Here is a 21,024-nt window from a genome sequence, read left to right as displayed (position 1 = left end):
TATCGAACGTTCTTATTAAACTCTTATTAATAGTGGCACTTACCACACTCTAAACCACCCAATAATGCAGGAGTGATTTTTTCGCCTTTTTTGATTTTCTCATGGGCTTCAATCACTTTCGTATAGAAAGCGTTGTCTTTACCTGAAATCTCAGCGTCTTTATGGCAATTGATACACCATTTCATCGTTAGCGGAGAGAACTGATATACTTCTTCCATGGTATTCACCGGACCGTGACATGCAAAACATACCGGCTCATTTGGCTGAAGACCTTTTTGTTTTCTGATCGCTTCCTCACCTACGACTACGTGTTGAGAGTGGTTGAAATAAGCAAAATCAGGAAGGTTGTGTACACGAATCCATTCTACTGGTTTCTCTTTAGACTTGTCGTAAGTCAAAGTTGCAGGATCGTAACCGATCGCAGTGTAGATCTTTTGAATCTCCGGAGAAATCTCACCGTTATACTTCTCAGTAGCCTGTACCGATTTGTGACAGTTCATACAAACATTCACAGATGGAATAGAAGCATTTTTAGATTTAAATGCACCTGAGTGACAGTACTGACAGTCAATCTGATTCGTTCCAGCGTGTAATTCGTGAGAGAACTTAATCGGTTGTACCGGCTGATATCCAGTATGTACACCTGTATTCCACATCGACATCCATCCAAAGGTAGATAAAGCAGCTACCAAGCATAAGATAAAGAAAAATACAAATTTTTTGTTTTTGAACAATCTGCGAATACCAACAGTTAAAGGAACATCGTTCTCTTCGTTGATTTCAACACCTTGCTTCTTTAAGATTAAACGCTCTAACATTTTAATCGCACGTCCTAAAATCACCAATACCGCAATCGATATTAAGATAATAGCAACGATACCTGCGATAGAAAAATTAGATACACCTGTATCTACAGTTGCAGTTGCTGCAGCAGCATCGCCTTCTTTCTTAGGCTCGCCCGCTTTAGCGTAAGCGATAACGCTTTTAATTTGTTCGTCTGTTAACGTAGGAAACGTGGTCATCTCCGATGGAGAGAACTTCGCTGCCTCAATCGCTTGCTTGTCGCCCGCGTCAACTAAAGCTTTCCAGTTCCTTACCCATTTGATGGTAAAGGCTTCGTCTAGCTCGTTCATTTTGGCAGTTAAAGCCGGACCTGTACTGTTACGGTCTAATTGGTGACAAGAAGAACATTTATCTTTAAATATTTTTCTTCCCTCCACTACATCTTGCGCTTGTGTTGCAGAAACGATTAAAACAGATAAAGCCGTAAACATGAATGCCGACTTCCAAACTCTTCTAATGATCAATGAGATATCCCTCATAATGAGTATTTTATGCTATTTTTTAAAAAACTTGTAAACCGCCTTTGGCAATCGAACTTAGGTTCTACACCAAAACGTCCACAAAAGTAAAATTTATTAACTTACCAATGACAAATAAATGACAGTAAATACAATTTATAATCAATCTAAATAGTTTGTTTTTGGGGCTTTAAACGAAGAAAATCAGCAATTTTCGAAAAACTGCTGATTCTCCTCAGCCAACCTCACATTGACAATATTTGTAAATTCAATTTACATTTTTAATATCCATGCAAAGATCAGTGGTGCAACAATTGTTGCATCTGATTCTACAATAAACTTTGGCGTGTTGATATCTAATTTACCCCAAGTGATTTTTTCGTTCGGCACTGCACCTGAATAAGATCCATAAGAAGTAGTCGAATCAGAAATCTGACAGAAATAGCTCCAGAATGGAATATTCTCCATTTCCATGTCTTGATACAACATTGGAACCACACAAATTGGGAAATCACCCGCAATACCTCCACCAATCTGGAAGAATCCGATGCCTTTACCAGAACTGTTTTTGATGTACCAGTCTGCTAAATATCCCATATATTCAATACCACCTTTTACAGTAGTCGCTTTAACTTCACCTTTCATCACATAAGACGCAAAGATATTTCCCATCGTAGAATCTTCCCATCCTGGTACTACAATCGGCAAGTTCTTTTCTGCTGCTGCAAGCATCCATGAGTTCTTAGGATCAATCTCATAGTATTGCTCAAGATCACCACTCAATAACATCTTATACATAAACTCATGCGGGAAGAAACGCTCTCCAGCATCTTCTGCATCTTTCCAGATCTTATTGATGTGTTTCTGCAATCTACGGAAAGCCTCTTCTTCAGGAATACAAGTATCTGTAACCCTGTTGTAATGGTTCTCTAAAAGATCCCACTCATCCTGTGGACTTAAATCACGGTAGTTAGGCACTCGTTTGTAATGAGAATGCGCAACCAGATTCATAATGTCTTCTTCCAGATTCGCACCAGTACAAGAAATAATCGAAACTTTATCCTGACGGATCATTTCAGCTAAGGAGATGCCAAGCTCAGCAGTACTCATTGCGCCTGCTAGCGTAATCATCATCTTACCACCTTCATCCAAATGTGTTTCGTATCCTTTAGCCGCATCCATCATAGCTGCCGCATTAAAATGGAGATAATTTGTCTCCATGAATTGCGAGATAGGTCCTCTTTTCGTACTCATTTTTGATTAAATTTTGTTGTTAGCGCAAAAATAGGCAAATAATCGTAAAGGACTAATCCTAACCCCGCTTTAAAAATCAAACGAGATCAATTACTGGCGCTAATCTTGCTAAGGGATCGCCAGTAACCCAATTAATACAAATCTTTCCCTATTTTAGGCCAATGAAGAGAATTTCGCTTTGCATCACTATACTGATTATTACCCTCACAAACGCATCCGCACAAAAGAAATTTATTAAAAGATACTTATCAGAAAAAACAGATAGTTCCCGCAGAGCGAGCTTTATGCCCGTTCCCATCTTCCGGTACTCCCAGGAAATCGGAGCAGAATTCGGACTTGGCGCACTATACTCTACTTACCTGGATAGAAAAGACAGTACCAACCGCAGCTCCAATTTTTCAGGAGTCGCTTCCGTATCAACCAAAGGACAGTACAACTTCTCTTTAAAGAGTGACATCTGGACCAAAGGCAACGATTACCATTTTATTTCTGAATTCAGATTTAAAAGAATGCCCTTCGATTTTTTTGGAATTGGCAATGAAACCTTATTTGCAAATTCAGACCGTCTCGTACAGCGACAATCGAGGATCATGCTGGAAGCAGAGAAAAAAATGTTCCCACATGCTTATACCGGACTTTCCCTGGGATTTGAAAACTATAACTTTAAAAATGAAATACCAGGTGGAATATTCGACACCGACCCTGACCTCTTTCATCGGTCAGGAGGCAATGTAGCCTATGTAGGGGTGTCACAGAGCTACGACACCAGAAATTCGAACAACTACCCCACCAAAGGATTCCTCGGCCGTATTGCCTACCAATATGCACCTAAACTATGGGCAGGCGAAAGCTTCAGCGGAAGCGTCATCAAAGCGAACGTCAGAAACTTCTGGTCGCTCAGTCCTAAATTCGTATTGGGCGTAAATGCTTTATTCCATACGATACAAGGGAAAAAGATACCTTTCTATTTATTGCCACAGCTAGGTAATGATGAAATGATGAGGGGATATTATACCGGACGCTATCGGGATCAAAATTTATTGGCAGGCCAGGCGGAACTCCGTTACCGCTACAACAACCGATTCGGTGCAGTTGTATTTGCCGGAACCGGACAAGTTTTTGCCAATGGCGATTTTGCTGTCAAAAACTTCAAACCTTCTTATGGAGTTGGCGGAAGGTATTTCTTCGATCCGGAGAAAGGACTCAGTGTGCGCATGGATTATGCAATAGGAGAAAAGCGGATTCATGAGAAACGCCAGAGTGGTTTCTATTTCACCCTGGCCGAAGCATTTTAAAACTTAATCTTAAAATGCTCTTTTGCTTGTCCCTTTTTAAAATAGACCAAACCGATCCAAAACAAATCGATGGTTACCGTAACATCCGGATGGTTCTTGATCTCTTCCCAGGCTTCTTTCATTCCCTCGCTCCAATAAATATCATCAAAGATCAATAACGAACCCTCATGCACTTTTGGCAAACACCAGTTAAAGTAATTGAGGGTCGCATCCTTTCTATGATTTCCATCTACATAAACAAAATCCAATCGTTCAGCCTGTTCGATGAAGTCAGGAAGTAAGGCATCAAAGTTCCCTACCCTCAGCTCTACATTATCGAGCTCCAGATCCTGAAAGTTTTTATAAGCTGCTTTTGCCGTTTCCGGACATCCTTCAATGGTCACGATATCTGCTTCCGGACAAGCCTTAGAAAGATAAGAAGTAGTCAATCCCAGACAAGTACCCAATTCTAAAATGTGATCTGGCTGATTTTCTTTCGCAAGGCGATAAATTAACTGTGCCAACCTAGGGCTCTTCAACGCATTTTTTGCGATCTGTCGAACCTTTTTAGTCCGGTTTTTATTCAAATGAGAACCTGCACCCAGATCCGTAACCGTAATTAAAGAATCGTCATTTAAAAGTTTTTTTCTTTGCGCTTCAATGCTTTTGTAATCACTTTTAGCGTTAAAATCGTAAATTACCTCATCTGTGAGCTTATAAACGAAAGGAGAATGAGTACCATGTCTGCTTTTTGAAGTCAATCGGTGCTTTAGATAGTCGCTGATAAAATTGAAAACCATAGCTACAAAAATAAGCAATCACATGATTCTAAGTTGCATGTTTAATGGAAAATAGTAAAGAAATAAGTGCTTTAGTCAAATTGTTAGACGATCCCGATCCGGAGATCTTCCAACATATTGAAAAACGCCTGTTGGAGTATGGAGAAGAGGTGGTTCATTTTCTGGAAAATGCATGGGAACAATCCTTGGATGCGGTCTTGCAGGAGAGAATCGAGAATGTGGTTCATAAGATCCAATTCAACAGTGTTAAAGAAGACCTGAATCTTTGGTACCATAGTGGTGCTTTCGACCTGCTTCAAGGTGCATTGGTAATCAATAGGTATCAATACCCGGACCTCAACGAAGAAAAGATCCAGCTCCAGATGGAAGAAATCAAAAGAGAGGTTTGGCTGGGGCTACAATATGAAATGAGTTCCATTGAAAAAATCAAACTCATCAATCACGTATTCTATAATGTATATGGTTTCAGTGGAAACACGAAGAATCACCATGACCCTCAAAACTCTTACATCAATCAGGTCCTGGACAGTAAGAAAGGAAATCAAATTTCTTTAGCCATCATCTATTCGACCATTGCGCAAAAACTGGACATCCCGGTATATGGCGTCAATCTACCACAACACTTTATCCTGGGTTATATTGATGAAAGCAAAAGGGAAGACAAAGAGTTTGGCGTGCTCTTTTACATCAATGCTTTTAATAAAGGAGCGATTTTTGGCAAACATGACGTAGACCAGTTCCTTCGTCAATTAAATCTCGATCCTTTACCTGGCTTTTATGCACCCTGTAGCAATGTAGAAATCATCCGAAGAATCATCAGAAACCTCATCTCTTCTTATGAGAATCTTGGCTCAACAGATAAAGTAAAAGAATTGAAGGAATTGCAGGACATTCTCAATGATACCGACCTCTAGATGATCTTATTCGCTTTCATCCAGTTTACCAAACGGTCAAACCACTGATCCTGGGTTGTTTTATTGTTTAACCCAAAACCATGTCCACCGCCTTGATAAACATGTAGCTCGGCCTTGTTCCCTGCCTTCACCATCGCCTTGTTAAAAGACAGGCTATTTTCAACAGGAACAGATTTATCATCATTGGCATGAACTAAAAACGTAACCGGAGTTTCCGCATCCACATGGCGCTCGTTTGAAAAGTACTCCTTTTGCGAATACGTTGCATTTGGCCCGGTCAGATTTTTTGCGGAACCGGTATGGGGCGACTCTAAAAGAGAGATTACCGGGTAAATCAACATAGAAAAATCGGGACGAAGACTCAGTCCCTCTTTATTCTCAATTTTAACATCCTTATAATGGACGGTCAATGTAGCAGCAAGGTGGCCGCCAGCTGAGAAACCCATGATCCCTATTTTTGCAGGATCAATATGGTATTTCGCGGCATCCCTCCTCAACAAGTAAATCGCCTGCTCGGCATCCTGTAAAGGCCCGAAAGACTTATCCACCATGATCGCATCATCCGGCAAACGGTATTTCAAGACAAAAGCAGCAACGCCAATCTCATTGAAACGCTTTGCCACATTATCCCCCTCATGGTTAATTGCTAAAATGCCATAACCACCCCCTGGACAAATAATCACCGCTGCCCCGGTTGCCTTATCCTTCGCCGGCAAAAAAACTTTAAGCGTAGGTATAGATACCTTACTGACCCTGATGATCCCGTCTTTCCCGGTTTCAGAAAGCTCTTTAAAATCCGCAGGTGTTGGCTTCGATCCAGGAATTGCTCCTGGATAAATTAATATACTTTCCTGCGCCATCGCGCTATTTGTAGCAAAAAGACCGGTCATCAATAGTACAATAAGGTATCTCATATTTAAAACTCCATTAAGTAAGCTTTCAAAAATTCATTCAAATCCCCATCCAATACTGCTTGCGCATTAGAGGTCTCATAATTGGTACGTAAATCTTTTACCAATTTATAAGGATGCAACACATAATTCCTGATTTGCGATCCCCATTCAATTTTCTTTTTGGAGCCTTCGATTAGCGCAGTCGCTTCCATGCGCTTACGCATCTCCGCTTCATACAATTGCGATTTCAACAAGCGCATTGCATTTTCTTTATTCTGTAGCTGAGAACGCGACTCCTGGTTTTTAATCACAATACCGGAAGGTTTATGATACAACCTCACGGCTGTTTCCACTTTATTCACATTTTGTCCACCAGCACCACCAGAACGGAAAGTCTCAAATTCAATTTCTGAATCCTTTACCTCAATCTCAATCGTATCATCCACTAGAGGATAAACATATACAGAAGCAAAAGAAGTATGCCTGCGTGCATTGGAATCAAATGGTGAAATGCGCACCAAACGGTGAACTCCATTTTCTCCTTTCAGATAACCATAAGAGAAATCTCCGGCAAATTGAAGTGTAACCGATTTTATACCCGTTACCTCTCCTTCCTGAGAATCCTGTTCTGTCACCTTATAACCGTTCTTCTCGCCCCACATGATGTACATACGCATCAACATTGCGGCCCAATCGCAACTCTCCGTACCTCCAGCACCCGCTGTAATCTGCATGACTGCATGAAGCTGATCTTCCTTACTACTCAGCATGTTTTTCAGTTCCAGTTCTTCCACCATTTTCAAACAACGGTCGTACTGTTCCTGCATTTCTTCTGCGCTGGCATCACCAGACTGTAGAAACTCAAACATCACTTCTGTATCTTCCAGCTCTTTGCTTACGGCCTGCCAGGCATCAGTCCACACTTTCTTGGAATTGATTCCTGCCAAATGTTTTTCCGCCTTTTTGGGGTCATCCCAAAAGTCGGTTTGCAGGGTAAGCTCCTGCTCTATATAAATTTCTTCAAGTCGGGTTTCGACGTCAAAGATGCCTCCTCAGCGACGCTACTCTGTCCCTTAAATCCTGTATTTGTTCTTTTGTCATAATCACAAATATATAAAATACAAAGAGGTTCTGTCCCTGTTTTCAAAAACAAGCACAGAACCCCTTCAAACCCCTTCTTTTTACTAACTAAAAAGCCCTTTTAACTTGTCAACAATACCGCCTTCTCCTTCTTTTCCACCTTCAGTATTGCCACTAAACAAGTTCGTCAGGTCAGACAACTGAAACTTCCCGTCAGGACCAGAAATCTTCGTTAACATATCCTGAAGATTAAAAGAGCTGTCGTTCGGATCATTGGTCTTGCTCACCAACTTGCCCATCACTCCGGGAATGATAGAAGCCGCAATGGCTTTCGCCGAATCCAGATTAATACCCATTCCAGATAGCTTGTCAATAAAACCAGAGGAAGCATCCTTCACTACTGAAGAATTCGCTACATCTCCACCCTTAAAGGCATCCACCAGATTACCAATATTTCCGGACGACAATTGTTGTTTCAACGAGTCAAAAATGGAACCGGAAGCCGCTTGAATTGCTGCTTCATTTTGCTCATTAGGAATCTCGGAATTGTTCACAATTGCATCCTGAGCACTTTGTTTAACCAGTTCATTCAAATTTTCTAACATAAAATTGTTTTTCTAGGTGATGTACTAATATTAGTATCTTAAATATAATCAATTAAAATGATCCCTAATTCAAATTTCGGTCGTTATTTTTTCAAATTCATATAATCAAGTGCCAGGTTACTAAGCGCTTCCACTCCTAAGCCAAACCCACTCTCGTCAATAAAGAAATCCGGCGTATGGTGTGAAGGTGCCTTCAATGGATCTTGTCCTTTTGGCATCCCGCCGAGAAAAATAAACAAGCCAGGTACCTTTTCCTGATAAAAAGAAAAGTCTTCAGCTCCTGTTACCGGAGGTTTCAAGCGCACATGAGCCGCTCCCGCAGTAGCCTGCAAACTGGGCAACATCTTTTCCGTTAATACCACATCGTTAAAGGTAACCGGATAATGGTTGCTATACGGAATCTTTACCTCTGCCCGAGCACCACCCGCTTCAGCCGTTTTTGTGGCAATGGTTTTCACCCGCTCTATAAACATTGCTTCATCTTCCTTACTAAAATTCCTGATGGTGCCCAACATTTCCACTTTCTCCGGAATAATGTTGGAACGAATACCTCCATTAATGGCACCAATCGTCACCACCCCTGGATTTTCAGTCACATTCAGATTCCTACTCACAATCGTTTGCAGGTTATTCACAATTTGTGCAGAAATCACAATCGGATCAATGCTACTCCATGGATAAGCACCATGCGCCTGCTTACCAGTCACCGTAATCTTCAAATCATTAACGGCAGCCATGATTCCTCCAGGACGATAAGTAATCTCTCCAACTGGGGTCTGCGAATTGATGTGCAAGCCAAAAATCACCTCCACTTTCGGGTTTTCCAATACCCCTTCTTTCACCATCAATGCCGCACCTCCCTCTTCTCCTTCAGGTACCCCCTCTTCAGCCGGCTGAAAAATAAACTTTACCGTCCCAGGCAAGTCTTTTTTCATAGCAGCCAGAACTTCTGCCACGCCCATCAAAATTGCCACATGGCTATCATGACCACAAGCATGCATCACCCCAACTTCCTGCCCATTGTATACTGTTTTTACTTTTGAAGCAAAAGGTAAATCTACCCGCTCTGTGACTGGTAAACCATCCATATCTGCACGTAATGCCACAACCGGCCCAGGCCTTCCTCCTTTAAGGATTCCAACCACACCTGTTTTGGCCACACCCGTCTGCACTTCGATGCCCAATGACTTTAAATGTTTGGCAACAATGCCAGCGGTTCGTGTTTCCTGATTACCCAATTCCGGATGTTCATGTAAATCCCGACGCCAGTCTATCACCTGCTGCCGAATGCTTAATGCCTTTTTTGAAACCTCAGACCTCATATTTCGCTGTTGCGCAACCGCATTAAACCCACATAAAACCAAAAGTATAAAGTAAAATCTTTTCATAAACCTGTTTGTTATACGCTAAATATAAGATAATGAGCCGATATTCATTTCGGATAGAAATATTAAAAAGGTCATTTCAGCAAATAAAATAAACCCCTACATTTACAAAAACACTATATCATGCTACCAACGATAAACTTTACAGAAACTGCAGCTTATAAATACTTGACCGATCATTTTATCGGTATCAATGAAAAAAGCTTAAAGGATCTATTTACGGAAGATGCTTCCCGTTTTGAAAAATTCTCGCTACTATTTGAAGATATCCTTGTCGACTATTCAAAGAACAGAATTGACGATACTACCATGGCCTTGTTGATGCAACTGGCCAGAGAGTGTAAATTAGACGAGGCCATTAAGGCCATGTTTAATGGCGAGAAAATCAACCAGACTGAAGGCCGTCAGGTACTCCACATCGCTTTACGTAACCAGGGCAACAACCCGATTCTTGTAGATGGCAAAGATGTCATGGAAGAAGTGAATAAAGTATTGGAGAAAATGGATAAATTTAGTCAGGACATCATTTCCGGATCATGGAAAGGTTATACTGGTAAAGCCATCACAGATGTAGTAAACATTGGTATTGGTGGTTCTGATTTAGGCCCTGTTATGGTTACAGAAGCACTAAAAGCTTATAAAAACCACTTAAATATGCATTTCGTTTCCAATATCGATGGAACGCACATTGCAGAAACCTTAAAAAATGTAGATCCGGAAACTACCTTATTCCTGATCGCTTCCAAAACTTTTACCACACAGGAAACCATGACCAATGCCAATAGTGCAAAGGATTGGTTCTTAAATAGCGGTGCTGAACAAGGCGATGTAGCCAAGCATTTTGCAGCACTTTCTACCAATGCCAAGGATGTATCTGCTTTTGGTATTGACACCAACAACATGTTCGAATTCTGGGACTGGGTAGGTGGAAGATATTCATTATGGAGTGCCATCGGCCTGCCGATCGCATTAAGCATTGGTTTCGACAATTTCAAGCAACTACTTGCAGGTGCACATACTGCTGATACTCATTTTGAAAATACAGAATTTGAAAACAATGTACCGGTAATCCTGGCTTTGATCGGTATCTGGTACATCAACTTTTTTGATGCAGAAACACAAGCCATCTTACCATATGACCAATATATGCACCGATTTGCTGCCTATTTCCAACAAGGAGATATGGAAAGTAATGGTAAACATGTAGACCGTAATGGCAATGACGTAACTTATGAAACCGGACCTATCATCTGGGGAGAACCAGGAACAAATGGACAACACGCTTTCTATCAACTGATTCACCAAGGCACACGTTTAATCCCTTGCGATTTTATAGCCCCTGCACAAAGCTTAAATCCACTCGGCGAACACCACCCAATTTTATTGTCGAACTTCTTCGCTCAAACAGAAGCACTAATGAATGGCAAAACTAAAGCGCAGGTAATTGCAGAACTGGAAAAAGAAGGTAAAACCAGCGAAGAAATAGAGAAACTCGCACCATTCAAAGTCTTTGAAGGAAACAGGCCGACAAACTCTATTCTCTTGAAAAAAGTTACCCCTTTCAGCTTAGGTACACTGATCGCAATTTATGAACATAAAATCTTCGTTCAGGGTATCATCTGGAACATCTTCAGCTTCGACCAATGGGGGGTGGAATTGGGCAAGCAACTGGCCAAGAGCATTCTTCCGGAACTAGAAGGAGAGCAGGAGGTTCAATCGCATGACGCTTCCACAAATGGCCTGATCAACCAGTATAAAAACTGGAGATAAAAGAAAAAAATATAGCCCTTAAAATTAAACCTTTTAAGGGCTATATTGTTCTAATCAAATAAAGGATATGATCATGAGAACATTAAAAAAATTGTTAGCACTTCTTATTGTTTTTTCTACAGTGCAAGTCATGGCACAAACTGATAAAGCAACCACAACCAGATTGGTGGCTGACAAGCATCTTGTCTTTAACGCGACGGCTGCTATTCCCATGGCCAATGCTGATTTAAACAAAGTTTTGAGCAGAATGCCAGGTGGCACAGGTGGCGTGATTCAACTGAATGGATCTCAATATCAGCTTAAAATTGATAAAGACAGTGTAGAAGCCTTCCTACCTTACTACGGAAGAGCTTATACCGCTACCATGAACTCTGATGATGCAGGAATAAAGTTTAAATCTAAAAAGTTCGATTATAAAACCACCACAAAGAAAAAAGGCGGATGGATAATCGAAATTAAACCTAAAGACACGAAAGACGTACGTAGCCTGACTTTAAGCCTATCTCCTAGTGGTTATGCCAGCTTAAATGTAAATAGCACCAACAGACAGTCCATCACCTTTAATGGTGTCATCTCTGAGCCTGTTGTCAAAGAAGAATAATAATAAGATTCATAAAAAAAGCCGTTATATCCAGGATGTAACGGTTTTTTTTATGAAATACCAGAAAAGATAGCTATAAAATTAAACCTTTTATAGCTATCTTGTTATCACCAAATAACAAACAAAAGGTATGATCATGAGAACATTTAAAAAACTGTTAGCACTTCTTATTGTTTTTTCTGCGGTCCAAGCCATGGCCCAAACAGATAAGGAAACGACTAGTAAATTGGTGGCCGCCAAGCACCTTATCTTTAATGCAACGGCAGCCATCCCCATGCCCAATCCTGATTTAAACAGAGTATTGAGCATACTGCCTAACGGGAAGTCTAGCTTGATCCAACTGAATGGATCTCAATACCAGCTCATCATTAACAAAGACAGCGTAGAGGCTTTCCTTCCTTATTATGGTAAAGCTTATACCACAATGGGCAATGATGATGGAATAAAATTTAAGTCGAAAAATTTCGATTACAACGCCAGTCCTAATAAAAAAGGCAGATGGGTAATCGACATCAAACCTAAAGATGCGAAAGATGTACGCAGCATGACTTTAAGGATATCTCCTGATGGTTATGCCACTTTACATGTAAACAATACCAATAGACAATCGATCTCCTATAATGGGGTCATTTCTGAACCTGTAGTCATTGCAGAAAATAAGAAGAAGCATTAACGAAAAAAGCCGTTATATCCAGAATATAACGGCTTTTTTTAGGAACCAACGTGGAGATTAAGGCTTCGCAACCAGATTCACCTGGAACATATGAGGCCATTTCTTTCCGGTTACAAACAATCGTTTACCCGCTTTATCATAGGCAATGCCATTCAGTACATTATTCGCCTGATCTACCTCATCTTTATAATATCCAGCCGGCAACAAACCAGTAAAATCAATCTCTTTCTCTACCACACCCGTAGCCGGATCAATCACCACCACTACATTTTTTGTATAGACATTGGCATAAATCTTACCGTCAATATACTCCAGCTCATTCAGCTGAGGTACCGGACCATAATTGTTATAAACTTCAATAAAACCCTCTTCTTTATAATTGTCTTTATTCAGGAACCAGATCTTATTGGTGCCATCAGATTTATACAACCTTTGGCCATCAAAACATAAACCCCAGCCTTCCATGCTCGACTGGTACGGAAAAGTAGACTGCTGAGTTAAAGTCTTCGCGTCGAAAACTAAACCCAATCTGTTTTGCCAGGTTAGCATCACCACTTTATCACCCACCAGACTAGATCCCTCGCCGAAATATTGATCATCCAGTTTCGTTTGTTGTAATACCTTACCTGTAGGTACATCCACCCACCTCAAAGAAGAATGTTGTTCCTGACCGGTACTTTCTAAAAAGCGACCGTTATGGAATTCCAAGCCTTGTGTATACGCAGCTGTATCATGAGGAAAGGTCTTAATCACCTGATAACCGTATTGCGAAGGCACTACAGCCGACTTCAACTCAAAGTTGATCGTTAACGTATCTTTCTTCCCATCTTCCTCTATAATGGCTGTAATCAGCTTATAACCCAAGCTCAAGCCTTTTGTCGGTATAGCAACCGGATCAGCATTGTTTTTTGTCGCAACAGGCTTCCCGTCCAATGTATAAACAGCGGAAGTAATGTTACTCCCCGAAGGTACTTCCAATGCCACTTTTACATCCGTTCCCAGAGGAAAACTTTGCCCTTGTTCCGGAGCTTTGAAACTTACACCAGAACCTACTGTGGTATTATTTTTACAAGAAATCACAAACGAAACACTTAGTAATAAGCAAGCCGAAAGGACTAATTTAGATAAACTCATGATTTTTTTAACTTGGCCAGAATGCATCTTCAATATGATTAATTTTATAACTATTTATTTGCTCAAAAGTAATGGCAATAATATCAAAACGGATTTCCCCCTGATGTTGTTTCCATTCTATATAAGCCGAGGAAGCAAATTCCAATTGCTTTTCCTTTTTGCGGTCTACAAAATCTTCCGGCTCCCCATAATCGGTGGTTGTCCGTGTTTTCACTTCCACAAAAACCAGGGTTCCTCCCTGATCAGCTATAACGTCAACTTCTGCCCTGGCGTATCTCCAATTCACATTTAAAATGCGATATCCTGCATTTTCCAGATAGGCTCTGGCGATCTCCTCCCCACGTTTACCAAGCTCATTATGTTGCGCCATCTATTTTAAAATCACCGTTCCCAGGAACTTTGAAATCTCTCTTTCTACGGTTTTCATAAACATAAAACGCTGCATCAGAATTTCCAGATTTACAGAATCCTGTTCGGTTTTAATTTCTTTAGAAATGTCGGCTAACATCCGCGCTACCTTTCCCTTTTTAAGGTGGAAAATCCCACCAAGAATGGTCGCCTTTAAATTGACACTTTCATCTCTAACATAGATATTATGTTTGTTGTACCAGTTTTCACTCAGAGAATAGGGAGAAGTAGAAAGCGTAATCGCCAACTCCACAATTTTCCGATTCTCATTGTTGATAAACTGGCTGGCTACAGGCAAATGGCCATTTTCTATTTCTTCATTATAAGTATCAATAATACTTTTACAAGTCGGATCGGTAAAGCTCACATCTGCCAGATTCTGCATGATGAAGGAACCAATATACATGTTATCGATCTGATCCCAACTCACCAGCTCATGGCCATAAGCCAACAAAAGACGGACAACCTCCTGCTCCTGCAGCAGATCACTTTCTTCCGCTGCTGCCGCTTCAGCGGCCTCTGCTCCCGCACCTGGAACCTCAAAAAGATTGTCTGGTGGTCCATCAGGATAAGGCTGATATTGATTTTGCTGTTGAAAACCAGAGGAGCCAACACCAGAATTTCCTGCAGACGCATTACCGGAGCCAGATTTCCTGAATTTTGCCATCCTGATCTTATTCAGTTCAGAAAGCAGAATCCGTTCTTCTACCTGCAACAAGCTACTGCATTCCTTAATGAAAATCGAAGCCTTAATATCATCGGGAATCTTTGCAATACTCTCTACAATATCCCGGATGATTCCAGCCCTTTTAATTGGATCTGTACCTGCTTCTTTAAGCAGTATATTCGCCTTGTAAAGAATAAAATCTTTACGGTTGTTCTCAATGTATTTCTTAAACTCCCCAGAGCCTACATGATGCATGTAAGAATCGGGATCATGGCCATCTGGAAAGGAAACGACTTTTACATTCAATCCTTCCTCCAGGATCATATCTAATCCACGTAATGAGGCTTTAATCCCCGCAGCATCCCCATCGTAAAGAATGGTTACATTTTCCGTGAAACGACCGATCAAACGAATCTGTTCTGTCGTTAATGAGGTACCTGAGGAGGCCACCACATTTTCTATCCCTGCCTGATGCGCAGCAAGCACATCCGCATAACCTTCTACCAGATAACAGTTATCGGTATCTCGAATTGCTTTTTTAGCATGGAATAAACCATAAAGTACATTCGACTTATGGTAGATGTCACTTTCCGGAGAATTGACATATTTAGGGACATTCTTATCTGTTTTCAGCGTTCTACCACCAAAACCAATGATCCTACCTGTAAAATTATGGATCGGAAACATCACCCTACCCCTAAAACGATCATACAGCTTGCCTTTATCATTTCTGATTGCTAAGCCTGTTTTCTCCAGGTACTCTTCTTTATGTCCAGCTGAAATGGCGTTCTGAATCAAGGCATCCCAAACATCCGGGGAATAGCCCAATTGGAATTTCTTGACAATATCTTCCCTGAATCCGCGCTCTTTAAAATAGCTCAGACCAATGGCTCTGCCCTGATCCCCTGTCCACAGTTCATTAGCGAAAAATCCCGCCGCAAACTCCGAAACAATGTATAAGCTTTCCCGCGCATTCTGGGCCTCAATATTTTGTGGAGACTGTACCGTCTCCTCCACCTCAATATGGTATTTCTGAGCCAGAAACTTTAAGGCTTCCGGATAAGAATACTTCTCATGGTCCATGATAAAATGGACCGAATCACCACCTTTACCACAACCAAAACACTTGTAAATTCCTTTAGCCACAGAAACGTGGAAAGAAGGTGTTTTCTCATTGTGAAAAGGGCAATTCCCTATCAAACTGGTACCACGTTTTTTTAAAGACACAAAATCACCAACCACTTCCTCAATGCGGACGGTTTCCATGATTTTGCTGATGGTATCCTGATTAATCATTCTTTAATATTTTATATATCGCTTGCACTTATCTCCTTTATAATTCCATTGTATTTATTTTAACAGTGGGATCAATACTTCTGCCAGGGCTTGATTGCCTTTATCGTTCAAATGTACACCATCCGTCGTTAAAATCCCTTTGGCTACATCTGCGGTATTGTTTTTCTCCTCATAGGTTTTGAACAAAGTCCTTAGGTCACATAATGGCAATTTATTCTTCGTTGCCAATTCCCGGATTGCTCCTGAATATTTATCCAGGTCAGCATCCATCTCATTCGCAGCATTTTTCTTTTCTCCGATTACTGCAGGTGTACATAAAACCACTTGAGCACCTGTAGCCTGAATCTTGCGGATCAATGCCTGATAAAAGCCAATAAACTTATCATAATCCGTCCCGGTATGCATAGACTGTTTATGCCATACATCATTCACGCCGATATAGATCACCACCAGGTCAGGCTTTTTAGCCAGCACATCTTCCTCCATCCGTAAATAAAGATCATAAACCTTATTACCACCAATCCCTGATCCGATCACCTCATACTTCAATGGATCCAGTGATTTACGGATCAAGTCCACATAACCACCTGGTTTCACTCCCATCTCAGTGATGGAATCTCCAAAAATTATAATCTTTTTAGGCTTAACATTCATCGCAGTAAATAAAACAAACAGCACCAATGGTGCGAGCAACAGGCTTAATTTTTGAATATTTTTCATCACAATTATTTTTTAATGGTTCGACTAAAATCAAGGTCTTGAAAGTCATAACTGAAATCCGTTAAAGGGGATACCGCTTCCATTTTCATCCCGGCAGCTTTCCCTTCTTTATCTAAAGAGAAAATTGCAAAGGCATCGGCATGCATACTTCTATCTGTCCATTTCACCACAAAAGTATTCCCTTTGTAAGGCAGCATTTCACCACTAAGCTTTGGGGAATTCACAGACTGAAACCAAGGTTTTCCATTTTGCATTTTAATAATCACCTCACCAAACCAGGGGTCGGTAAAAGATCCTTCATAAATGCTCAGGTTAACTTTTTGAGTATTTTTTCGCTGTTCAGCAGTAATCGCAGCCCATATTTGATCCGTTACCTTTTTATCTTCTGCTTCACTGGCCATGACATTGCTTTTATAAGTAGCAATTCTATCTCTCCCTTTGTTATCAAAATAACCATCCAATATGGTGTTCGTAATGGAAGAAAAAGCCGCGCCACTCTCCTGATTGGTCAGCACAATAATTCCCAGTTTCATTTCTGGAATTAAAGTCACTTGCGTTACAATTCCACTTAAACCACCGGTATGTGAAACCTGCAATTTCCCTTTGGCTGAACTCAGAAACCATCCAAGTCCATAACTGTTAAAAGCACTGCCAGCGATAATCGTTTGTGGACTCCACATTTCCCGATGAACTTCTGCAGTAAACAATTCTTTATTTAGTCCCTCGCCATATTTCCCATTGTTCATCTGCATGATCGCCCATTTACTCAGCTCTGTCACGTTAGACCAGATCCCACCTGCAGCATTAGAAATCTCCGGAAAAGCTTTACTGATCACAGTTAACTTTCCATCAATCGAAGTATGCGCATCTATCGAATTCTTTTTATCTTTCAGTCGAGGATAATCAGCAGAACTCTGGCTCATTCCTATGGGGCGCATGATTCTGGTTTCGATAAAATCTTCCCAGCTCATTCCCGATACTTTTGCCAGTACCTCTCCAGCCACAATATACAGCAGGTTATCGTAATCAAATTTCGTCCTGAATCCAGAAACTGGCTTCAGGTAACGCATATTATGAATCAGCTCCGCTTTAGTTACCCGGTTAGAATCCGGAAATATCATCAGATCTCCCGCACCTAAGCCCAAGCCACTACGATGAGTCAATAAGTCTCTTACCGTAAACTCTTGCGTTACATAAGGGTTGTACAACTTAAATCCGGGAATCAAGTCTACCACCTTATCGTCCCATTTCAGCTTCCCTTCATCCACCAATATTCCCAATCCGGCAGCCGTAAAGGCCTTGCTGTTGGAAGCGATTCCAAAAAAAGTGTTTTCATTGACTGGCTCCTTTGTGCTTAAAGAACGAAGTCCGTATCCCTTGGCATGAATCACTTTTCCATCTTTTACAATGGCCACTGCAATACCGGGTACATTAAAAGTAGTCAAGGTCTTTTCTACCAGGCTATCTACCTGTTTATTGGTCAGCACCTGCGCATTTAAAGACAGTGTGACCCCAAAAAGTACAGAAACAATAACGCCGAGTCTAATTTTTTTCATAACAGAACAATTTTGCCTATCAAATATATTTTAAAATTCGGAATAAATAAACCTTATAAACAGCCGCTTGGCTATTTCGATTTTCCAATATTATAGTCCTTATGGACAATCAAGAAGCTCGCCCTTTCTTCCTTTTTAAAAGGGTAATCCCAATTCCCCTGATAAGTGATTTTTGTAGGCAATTTCTCCCCGCTAAAATAACTCATCTCGATGTTCATCTGGACATTAAAATCAAACAACATATTGCTGTATTTCATGTCCACATAACGGCCAAGGATCTCAAAACTACGCTGGTCAAAAATCGTGGTCAGCTCCTTAATCATCAGACCATCCTTAGTACCACTGCTCAGATCTGGCTTTACGGTAACCTTGAAACGGTATACTGGAATAGAATCCAGATAAGTTCCACTGGCATAGCTATAGTCATAATACTGCCGCATATTGGCCGTAAAGATTTGAGTTTTACTACCGATAAATGGCAAGCCTTTGATTGGCTTCCCTGGGGCAAAAATGAGGGTCTTCAGTTTATCCTTATAACTCTCATTACTTTCCCCGGATTTAGCGGTGGTCATCGGCTCTTCGGTTACAAATTCCGACTGATACGCATTCATAAAGATATAATCGAACATCTCTATGGTATACAGCTGGTATTTACCATTTTTCTTATATACCTTCCCGGTATCCTGTTTCACAAGATATTCCATCTTAACAGCCCCTGTAGGGTTATGCCTGATTTTTCGGTAAATTTTACCGTTTACTTTATTCTTTTTATCGTAGGTATAAATCCGGTTTTCAGCGATAAAGCCATACTTTTTCATATTCCGGAATGCCTGATAAAAGCTATTATCAGTGATGATGGCATTGATAAACGTTTCCACACCAAACTTCTGCGACCTGATATTAACCGCCGAATCCAGCTGGATCGTTTTGATTGTATCCGGGTTAAAGCGTGGAATCTCCTGACTGAATCCGTTCATAAACCAAAGTCCACAAACCGCCAATAAAAGTATTTTTTTCATCCGGCCTTTAATTACCCAATTGCTTTAACGCAATATAAGCCATTAAGCCTGTCGACAATTTCAACGCATCCTCATCAATATCAAAGTTCGGCGTATGCACGGAATAACAGGTATCTTTTGCCTTATTTCCAGTTCCTAACCTGTAAAAACAAGCATCAGTTACCTGAGAATAATAAGCAAAATCTTCCGCAGCCATCCAGATATCCAGTTCCAGTACATTCTCTTTCCCTAAATAATCTTCTGCAAAAGCACGTGCACGATCACTCAATACCGGCTCATTGATCAGGTAAGGATAACCATCCATGATGTTAAAATCACAGCTACCACCCATACTTTCGGCAATGCCTTCCGCCATTTTTTTCATTAGTTTTTTTGCATCCTTGCGCCAATCCTCATTCAGTGTCCTGAAAGTACCTTCCATTTTCACCTCATTCGGAATGATATTCGTTGCCCCATTTGCCTGTACCTTTCCAAAAGAAAGTACTGAGGGCAGACGTGGATCTGCGTTTCTGCTAACAATCTGCTGCAGTGCCACCACGATATGTGCGGCAATCAATACCGGATCAATGTTCTGATGCGGTTGTGCACCATGACCACCTTTACCATGTACAGTCACGTAAAGCTCGTCCGTAGAGGCCATATAAATACCTGAGCGGAAGCCAACCTTACCTGCATCAATCAATGGCATTACATGCTGTCCAAGGATCGCCTGTGGCTTAGGATTATCCAACACCCCTTCTTTTATCATGATGCTGGCACCGCCAGGCAACACTTCCTCTCCGGGCTGAAAGATCAATTTGATCGTTCCGGCAAATTCCTCCTTCATGCTGTTCAGGATATAGGCTGTTCCCAATAAAGAAGAACTGTGTACATCATGACCACAGGCATGCATCACACCAGGATTTTTTGAAACATAAGGCTTCTCATTTGCCTCTATAATTGGCAAAGCATCCATATCTGCACGCAAAGCGATGATCTTATCTGAAGGGATCCCACCAGTAATCAACCCAACTACACCTGTATTGGCCATCTCGGTATAAGGGATACCCCATTCTTCCAGGTGGCTTTTAATATAAGCTGAAGTTTCAAACTCCTTAAAAGAAAGTTCAGGATTGGCATGAATATGCTGACGGTAGCCGCGCACCTGATCAAAAATATCAAGCGCAAGGGTTTGGATCTTATCTTTCATTGTCATTGCTATAATCTAGGTTAGGTGCATTTATTTTCTCCCTAAAAATAAATAGGGTTGGAAACATTGGTTTCAGTTCATTGAGCAAACGCTGGGCTTCCAGACGCGTTCTAAAATCACCAACACGCAAATAATAATTGGGTTCTTTATAGGTAATATAGGTATTCAAATTTGAGTAAGTCGATTTAAACCGCGCTTGTTCTGCAAATACCTGGCGCCTGTCGGAGCCATAGAATACTTGCACGCGGTAACCCATCTGGCTTACAATTGCCGCTCCTGGTTTCAGCGGACTGGCTGCTGAAATACCGGACGATTTCGTATATAAAGCGATCCTTTTCGCAATCAGGCTATCAATCATGGGATCTTTAACCACAATCACTTCTCCTTTATGCTGTGCAAAAAGGACGATAGAGAAACAACAAAATATACTGGTAAATAATATCTTCATGAAAGGGCTTAAAAAAAAGAATGCCGAATTTTTTGTT

The 21,024-nt window shown here is 41.0% G+C and carries 20 protein-coding genes; 5 read left to right on the top strand and 15 right to left on the bottom strand.

The features are described 5' to 3' along the window. Positions 1–26: 26 nt before the first annotated feature. Positions 27–1,322, bottom strand: a complete 1,296-nt coding sequence (locus GM920_RS19645) for a cytochrome c3 family protein (protein ID WP_235964588.1) — start codon at positions 1,320–1,322, stop codon at positions 27–29. Positions 1,323–1,574: 252 nt separating this feature from the next. After that, on the bottom strand, positions 1,575–2,555 hold the full coding sequence (locus tag GM920_RS19640; protein ID WP_182960662.1) for a deoxyhypusine synthase family protein: 981 nt from the start codon (positions 2,553–2,555) through the stop codon (positions 1,575–1,577). Positions 2,556–2,716: 161 nt separating this feature from the next. Here GM920_RS19640 and GM920_RS19635 point away from each other — a divergent pair, with 161 nt between their 5' ends. Further along, the gene (locus GM920_RS19635) at positions 2,717–3,850 is read left to right on the top strand and encodes a BamA/TamA family outer membrane protein (protein ID WP_182960660.1); all 1,134 of its coding nucleotides are present in this window, start codon (positions 2,717–2,719) and stop codon (positions 3,848–3,850) included. Here GM920_RS19635 and GM920_RS19630 read toward each other — a convergent pair. After that, positions 3,847–4,629 carry an O-methyltransferase gene (locus GM920_RS19630; protein ID WP_182960658.1) on the bottom strand — a complete coding sequence of 261 codons (783 nt, stop codon included), beginning with the start codon at positions 4,627–4,629 and terminating at the stop codon, positions 3,847–3,849. The two genes, GM920_RS19635 and GM920_RS19630, sit on opposite strands and share 4 nt — an antisense overlap. Positions 4,630–4,673: 44 nt before the next feature. Here GM920_RS19630 and GM920_RS19625 point away from each other — a divergent pair, with 44 nt between their 5' ends. Then, a complete protein-coding gene (locus GM920_RS19625; protein WP_182960656.1) occupies positions 4,674–5,543 on the top strand; it encodes a transglutaminase-like domain-containing protein in 870 nt (289 codons plus the stop codon). Here the strand turns inward: GM920_RS19625 and GM920_RS19620 are convergent. From GM920_RS19620 to GM920_RS19605, 4 genes are all read right to left on the bottom strand, one after another. Continuing rightward, positions 5,540–6,457 (bottom strand): alpha/beta hydrolase, encoded by a 918-nt coding sequence (locus GM920_RS19620; protein ID WP_182960654.1) that lies wholly within the window; start codon positions 6,455–6,457, stop codon positions 5,540–5,542. The two genes, GM920_RS19625 and GM920_RS19620, sit on opposite strands and share 4 nt — an antisense overlap. 2 nt (positions 6,458–6,459) lie before the next feature. Then, a protein-coding gene (gene prfB, locus GM920_RS19615; RefSeq protein ID WP_182960652.1) for a peptide chain release factor 2 occupies positions 6,460–7,537 on the bottom strand; the annotation gives its coding sequence in 2 pieces (ribosomal slippage) (positions 6,460–7,476 and positions 7,478–7,537; 1,077 coding nt in all). 83 nt (positions 7,538–7,620) lie between these two features. Next, the gene (locus GM920_RS19610) at positions 7,621–8,121 is read right to left on the bottom strand and encodes a hypothetical protein (protein WP_182960650.1); all 501 of its coding nucleotides are present in this window, start codon (positions 8,119–8,121) and stop codon (positions 7,621–7,623) included. A gap of 83 nt (positions 8,122–8,204) precedes the next feature. Continuing rightward, the gene (locus tag GM920_RS19605) at positions 8,205–9,509 is read right to left on the bottom strand and encodes an amidohydrolase (protein WP_182960648.1); all 1,305 of its coding nucleotides are present in this window, start codon (positions 9,507–9,509) and stop codon (positions 8,205–8,207) included. A gap of 120 nt (positions 9,510–9,629) precedes the next feature. Between GM920_RS19605 and pgi the strand changes: the two genes are divergently transcribed. From pgi to GM920_RS19590, 3 genes are all read left to right on the top strand, one after another. Beyond that, on the top strand, positions 9,630–11,276 hold the full coding sequence (gene pgi / locus GM920_RS19600; protein ID WP_182960646.1) for a glucose-6-phosphate isomerase: 1,647 nt from the start codon (positions 9,630–9,632) through the stop codon (positions 11,274–11,276). A 73-nt stretch (positions 11,277–11,349) separates the two neighbouring features. Then, positions 11,350–11,877 carry a DUF4251 domain-containing protein gene (locus GM920_RS19595; RefSeq protein WP_182960644.1) on the top strand — a complete coding sequence of 176 codons (528 nt, stop codon included), beginning with the start codon at positions 11,350–11,352 and terminating at the stop codon, positions 11,875–11,877. A gap of 136 nt (positions 11,878–12,013) precedes the next feature. After that, positions 12,014–12,550 (top strand): DUF4251 domain-containing protein, encoded by a 537-nt coding sequence (locus GM920_RS19590; RefSeq protein WP_182960642.1) that lies wholly within the window; start codon positions 12,014–12,016, stop codon positions 12,548–12,550. A gap of 57 nt (positions 12,551–12,607) precedes the next feature. On the opposite strand, the gene GM920_RS19585 is transcribed toward GM920_RS19590, so the two are convergent. The 8 genes from GM920_RS19585 to GM920_RS19550 form a co-directional block, all read right to left on the bottom strand. After that, complete coding sequence (locus GM920_RS19585; RefSeq protein ID WP_235964587.1) at positions 12,608–13,684, bottom strand: glutaminyl-peptide cyclotransferase; 1,077 nt, start codon at positions 13,682–13,684, stop codon at positions 12,608–12,610. Between the two features lie 7 nt (positions 13,685–13,691). Continuing rightward, positions 13,692–14,054 (bottom strand): YraN family protein, encoded by a 363-nt coding sequence (locus GM920_RS19580; RefSeq protein WP_182960638.1) that lies wholly within the window; start codon positions 14,052–14,054, stop codon positions 13,692–13,694. Then, positions 14,055–16,055 (bottom strand): DNA primase, encoded by a 2,001-nt coding sequence (gene dnaG / locus GM920_RS19575; RefSeq protein WP_182960636.1) that lies wholly within the window; start codon positions 16,053–16,055, stop codon positions 14,055–14,057. It lies immediately after the preceding gene. A gap of 54 nt (positions 16,056–16,109) precedes the next feature. After that, the gene (locus tag GM920_RS19570; RefSeq protein ID WP_182960634.1) at positions 16,110–16,775 is read right to left on the bottom strand and encodes an SGNH/GDSL hydrolase family protein; all 666 of its coding nucleotides are present in this window, start codon (positions 16,773–16,775) and stop codon (positions 16,110–16,112) included. A gap of 5 nt (positions 16,776–16,780) precedes the next feature. Beyond that, on the bottom strand, positions 16,781–18,331 hold the full coding sequence (locus tag GM920_RS19565) for a serine hydrolase (RefSeq protein WP_182960632.1): 1,551 nt from the start codon (positions 18,329–18,331) through the stop codon (positions 16,781–16,783). 71 nt (positions 18,332–18,402) lie between these two features. Further along, a complete protein-coding gene (locus GM920_RS19560; protein ID WP_182960630.1) occupies positions 18,403–19,350 on the bottom strand; it encodes a hypothetical protein in 948 nt (315 codons plus the stop codon). A gap of 7 nt (positions 19,351–19,357) precedes the next feature. After that, complete coding sequence (locus GM920_RS19555; RefSeq protein ID WP_182960628.1) at positions 19,358–20,545, bottom strand: M20 metallopeptidase family protein; 1,188 nt, start codon at positions 20,543–20,545, stop codon at positions 19,358–19,360. Further along, positions 20,529–20,987, bottom strand: a complete 459-nt coding sequence (locus GM920_RS19550; protein ID WP_235964586.1) for an SPOR domain-containing protein — start codon at positions 20,985–20,987, stop codon at positions 20,529–20,531. The genes GM920_RS19555 and GM920_RS19550 overlap by 17 nt, the downstream gene beginning before the upstream one ends. Positions 20,988–21,024 lie beyond the last annotated feature (37 nt).

It is taken from the genome of Pedobacter gandavensis, from assembly GCF_014172405.1.
In the GTDB taxonomy this organism is placed as follows: domain Bacteria; phylum Bacteroidota; class Bacteroidia; order Sphingobacteriales; family Sphingobacteriaceae; genus Pedobacter; species Pedobacter gandavensis.
Note: the sequence above shows the minus strand (reverse complement) of the source record. Positions and strands in the feature narration are given on the sequence as shown.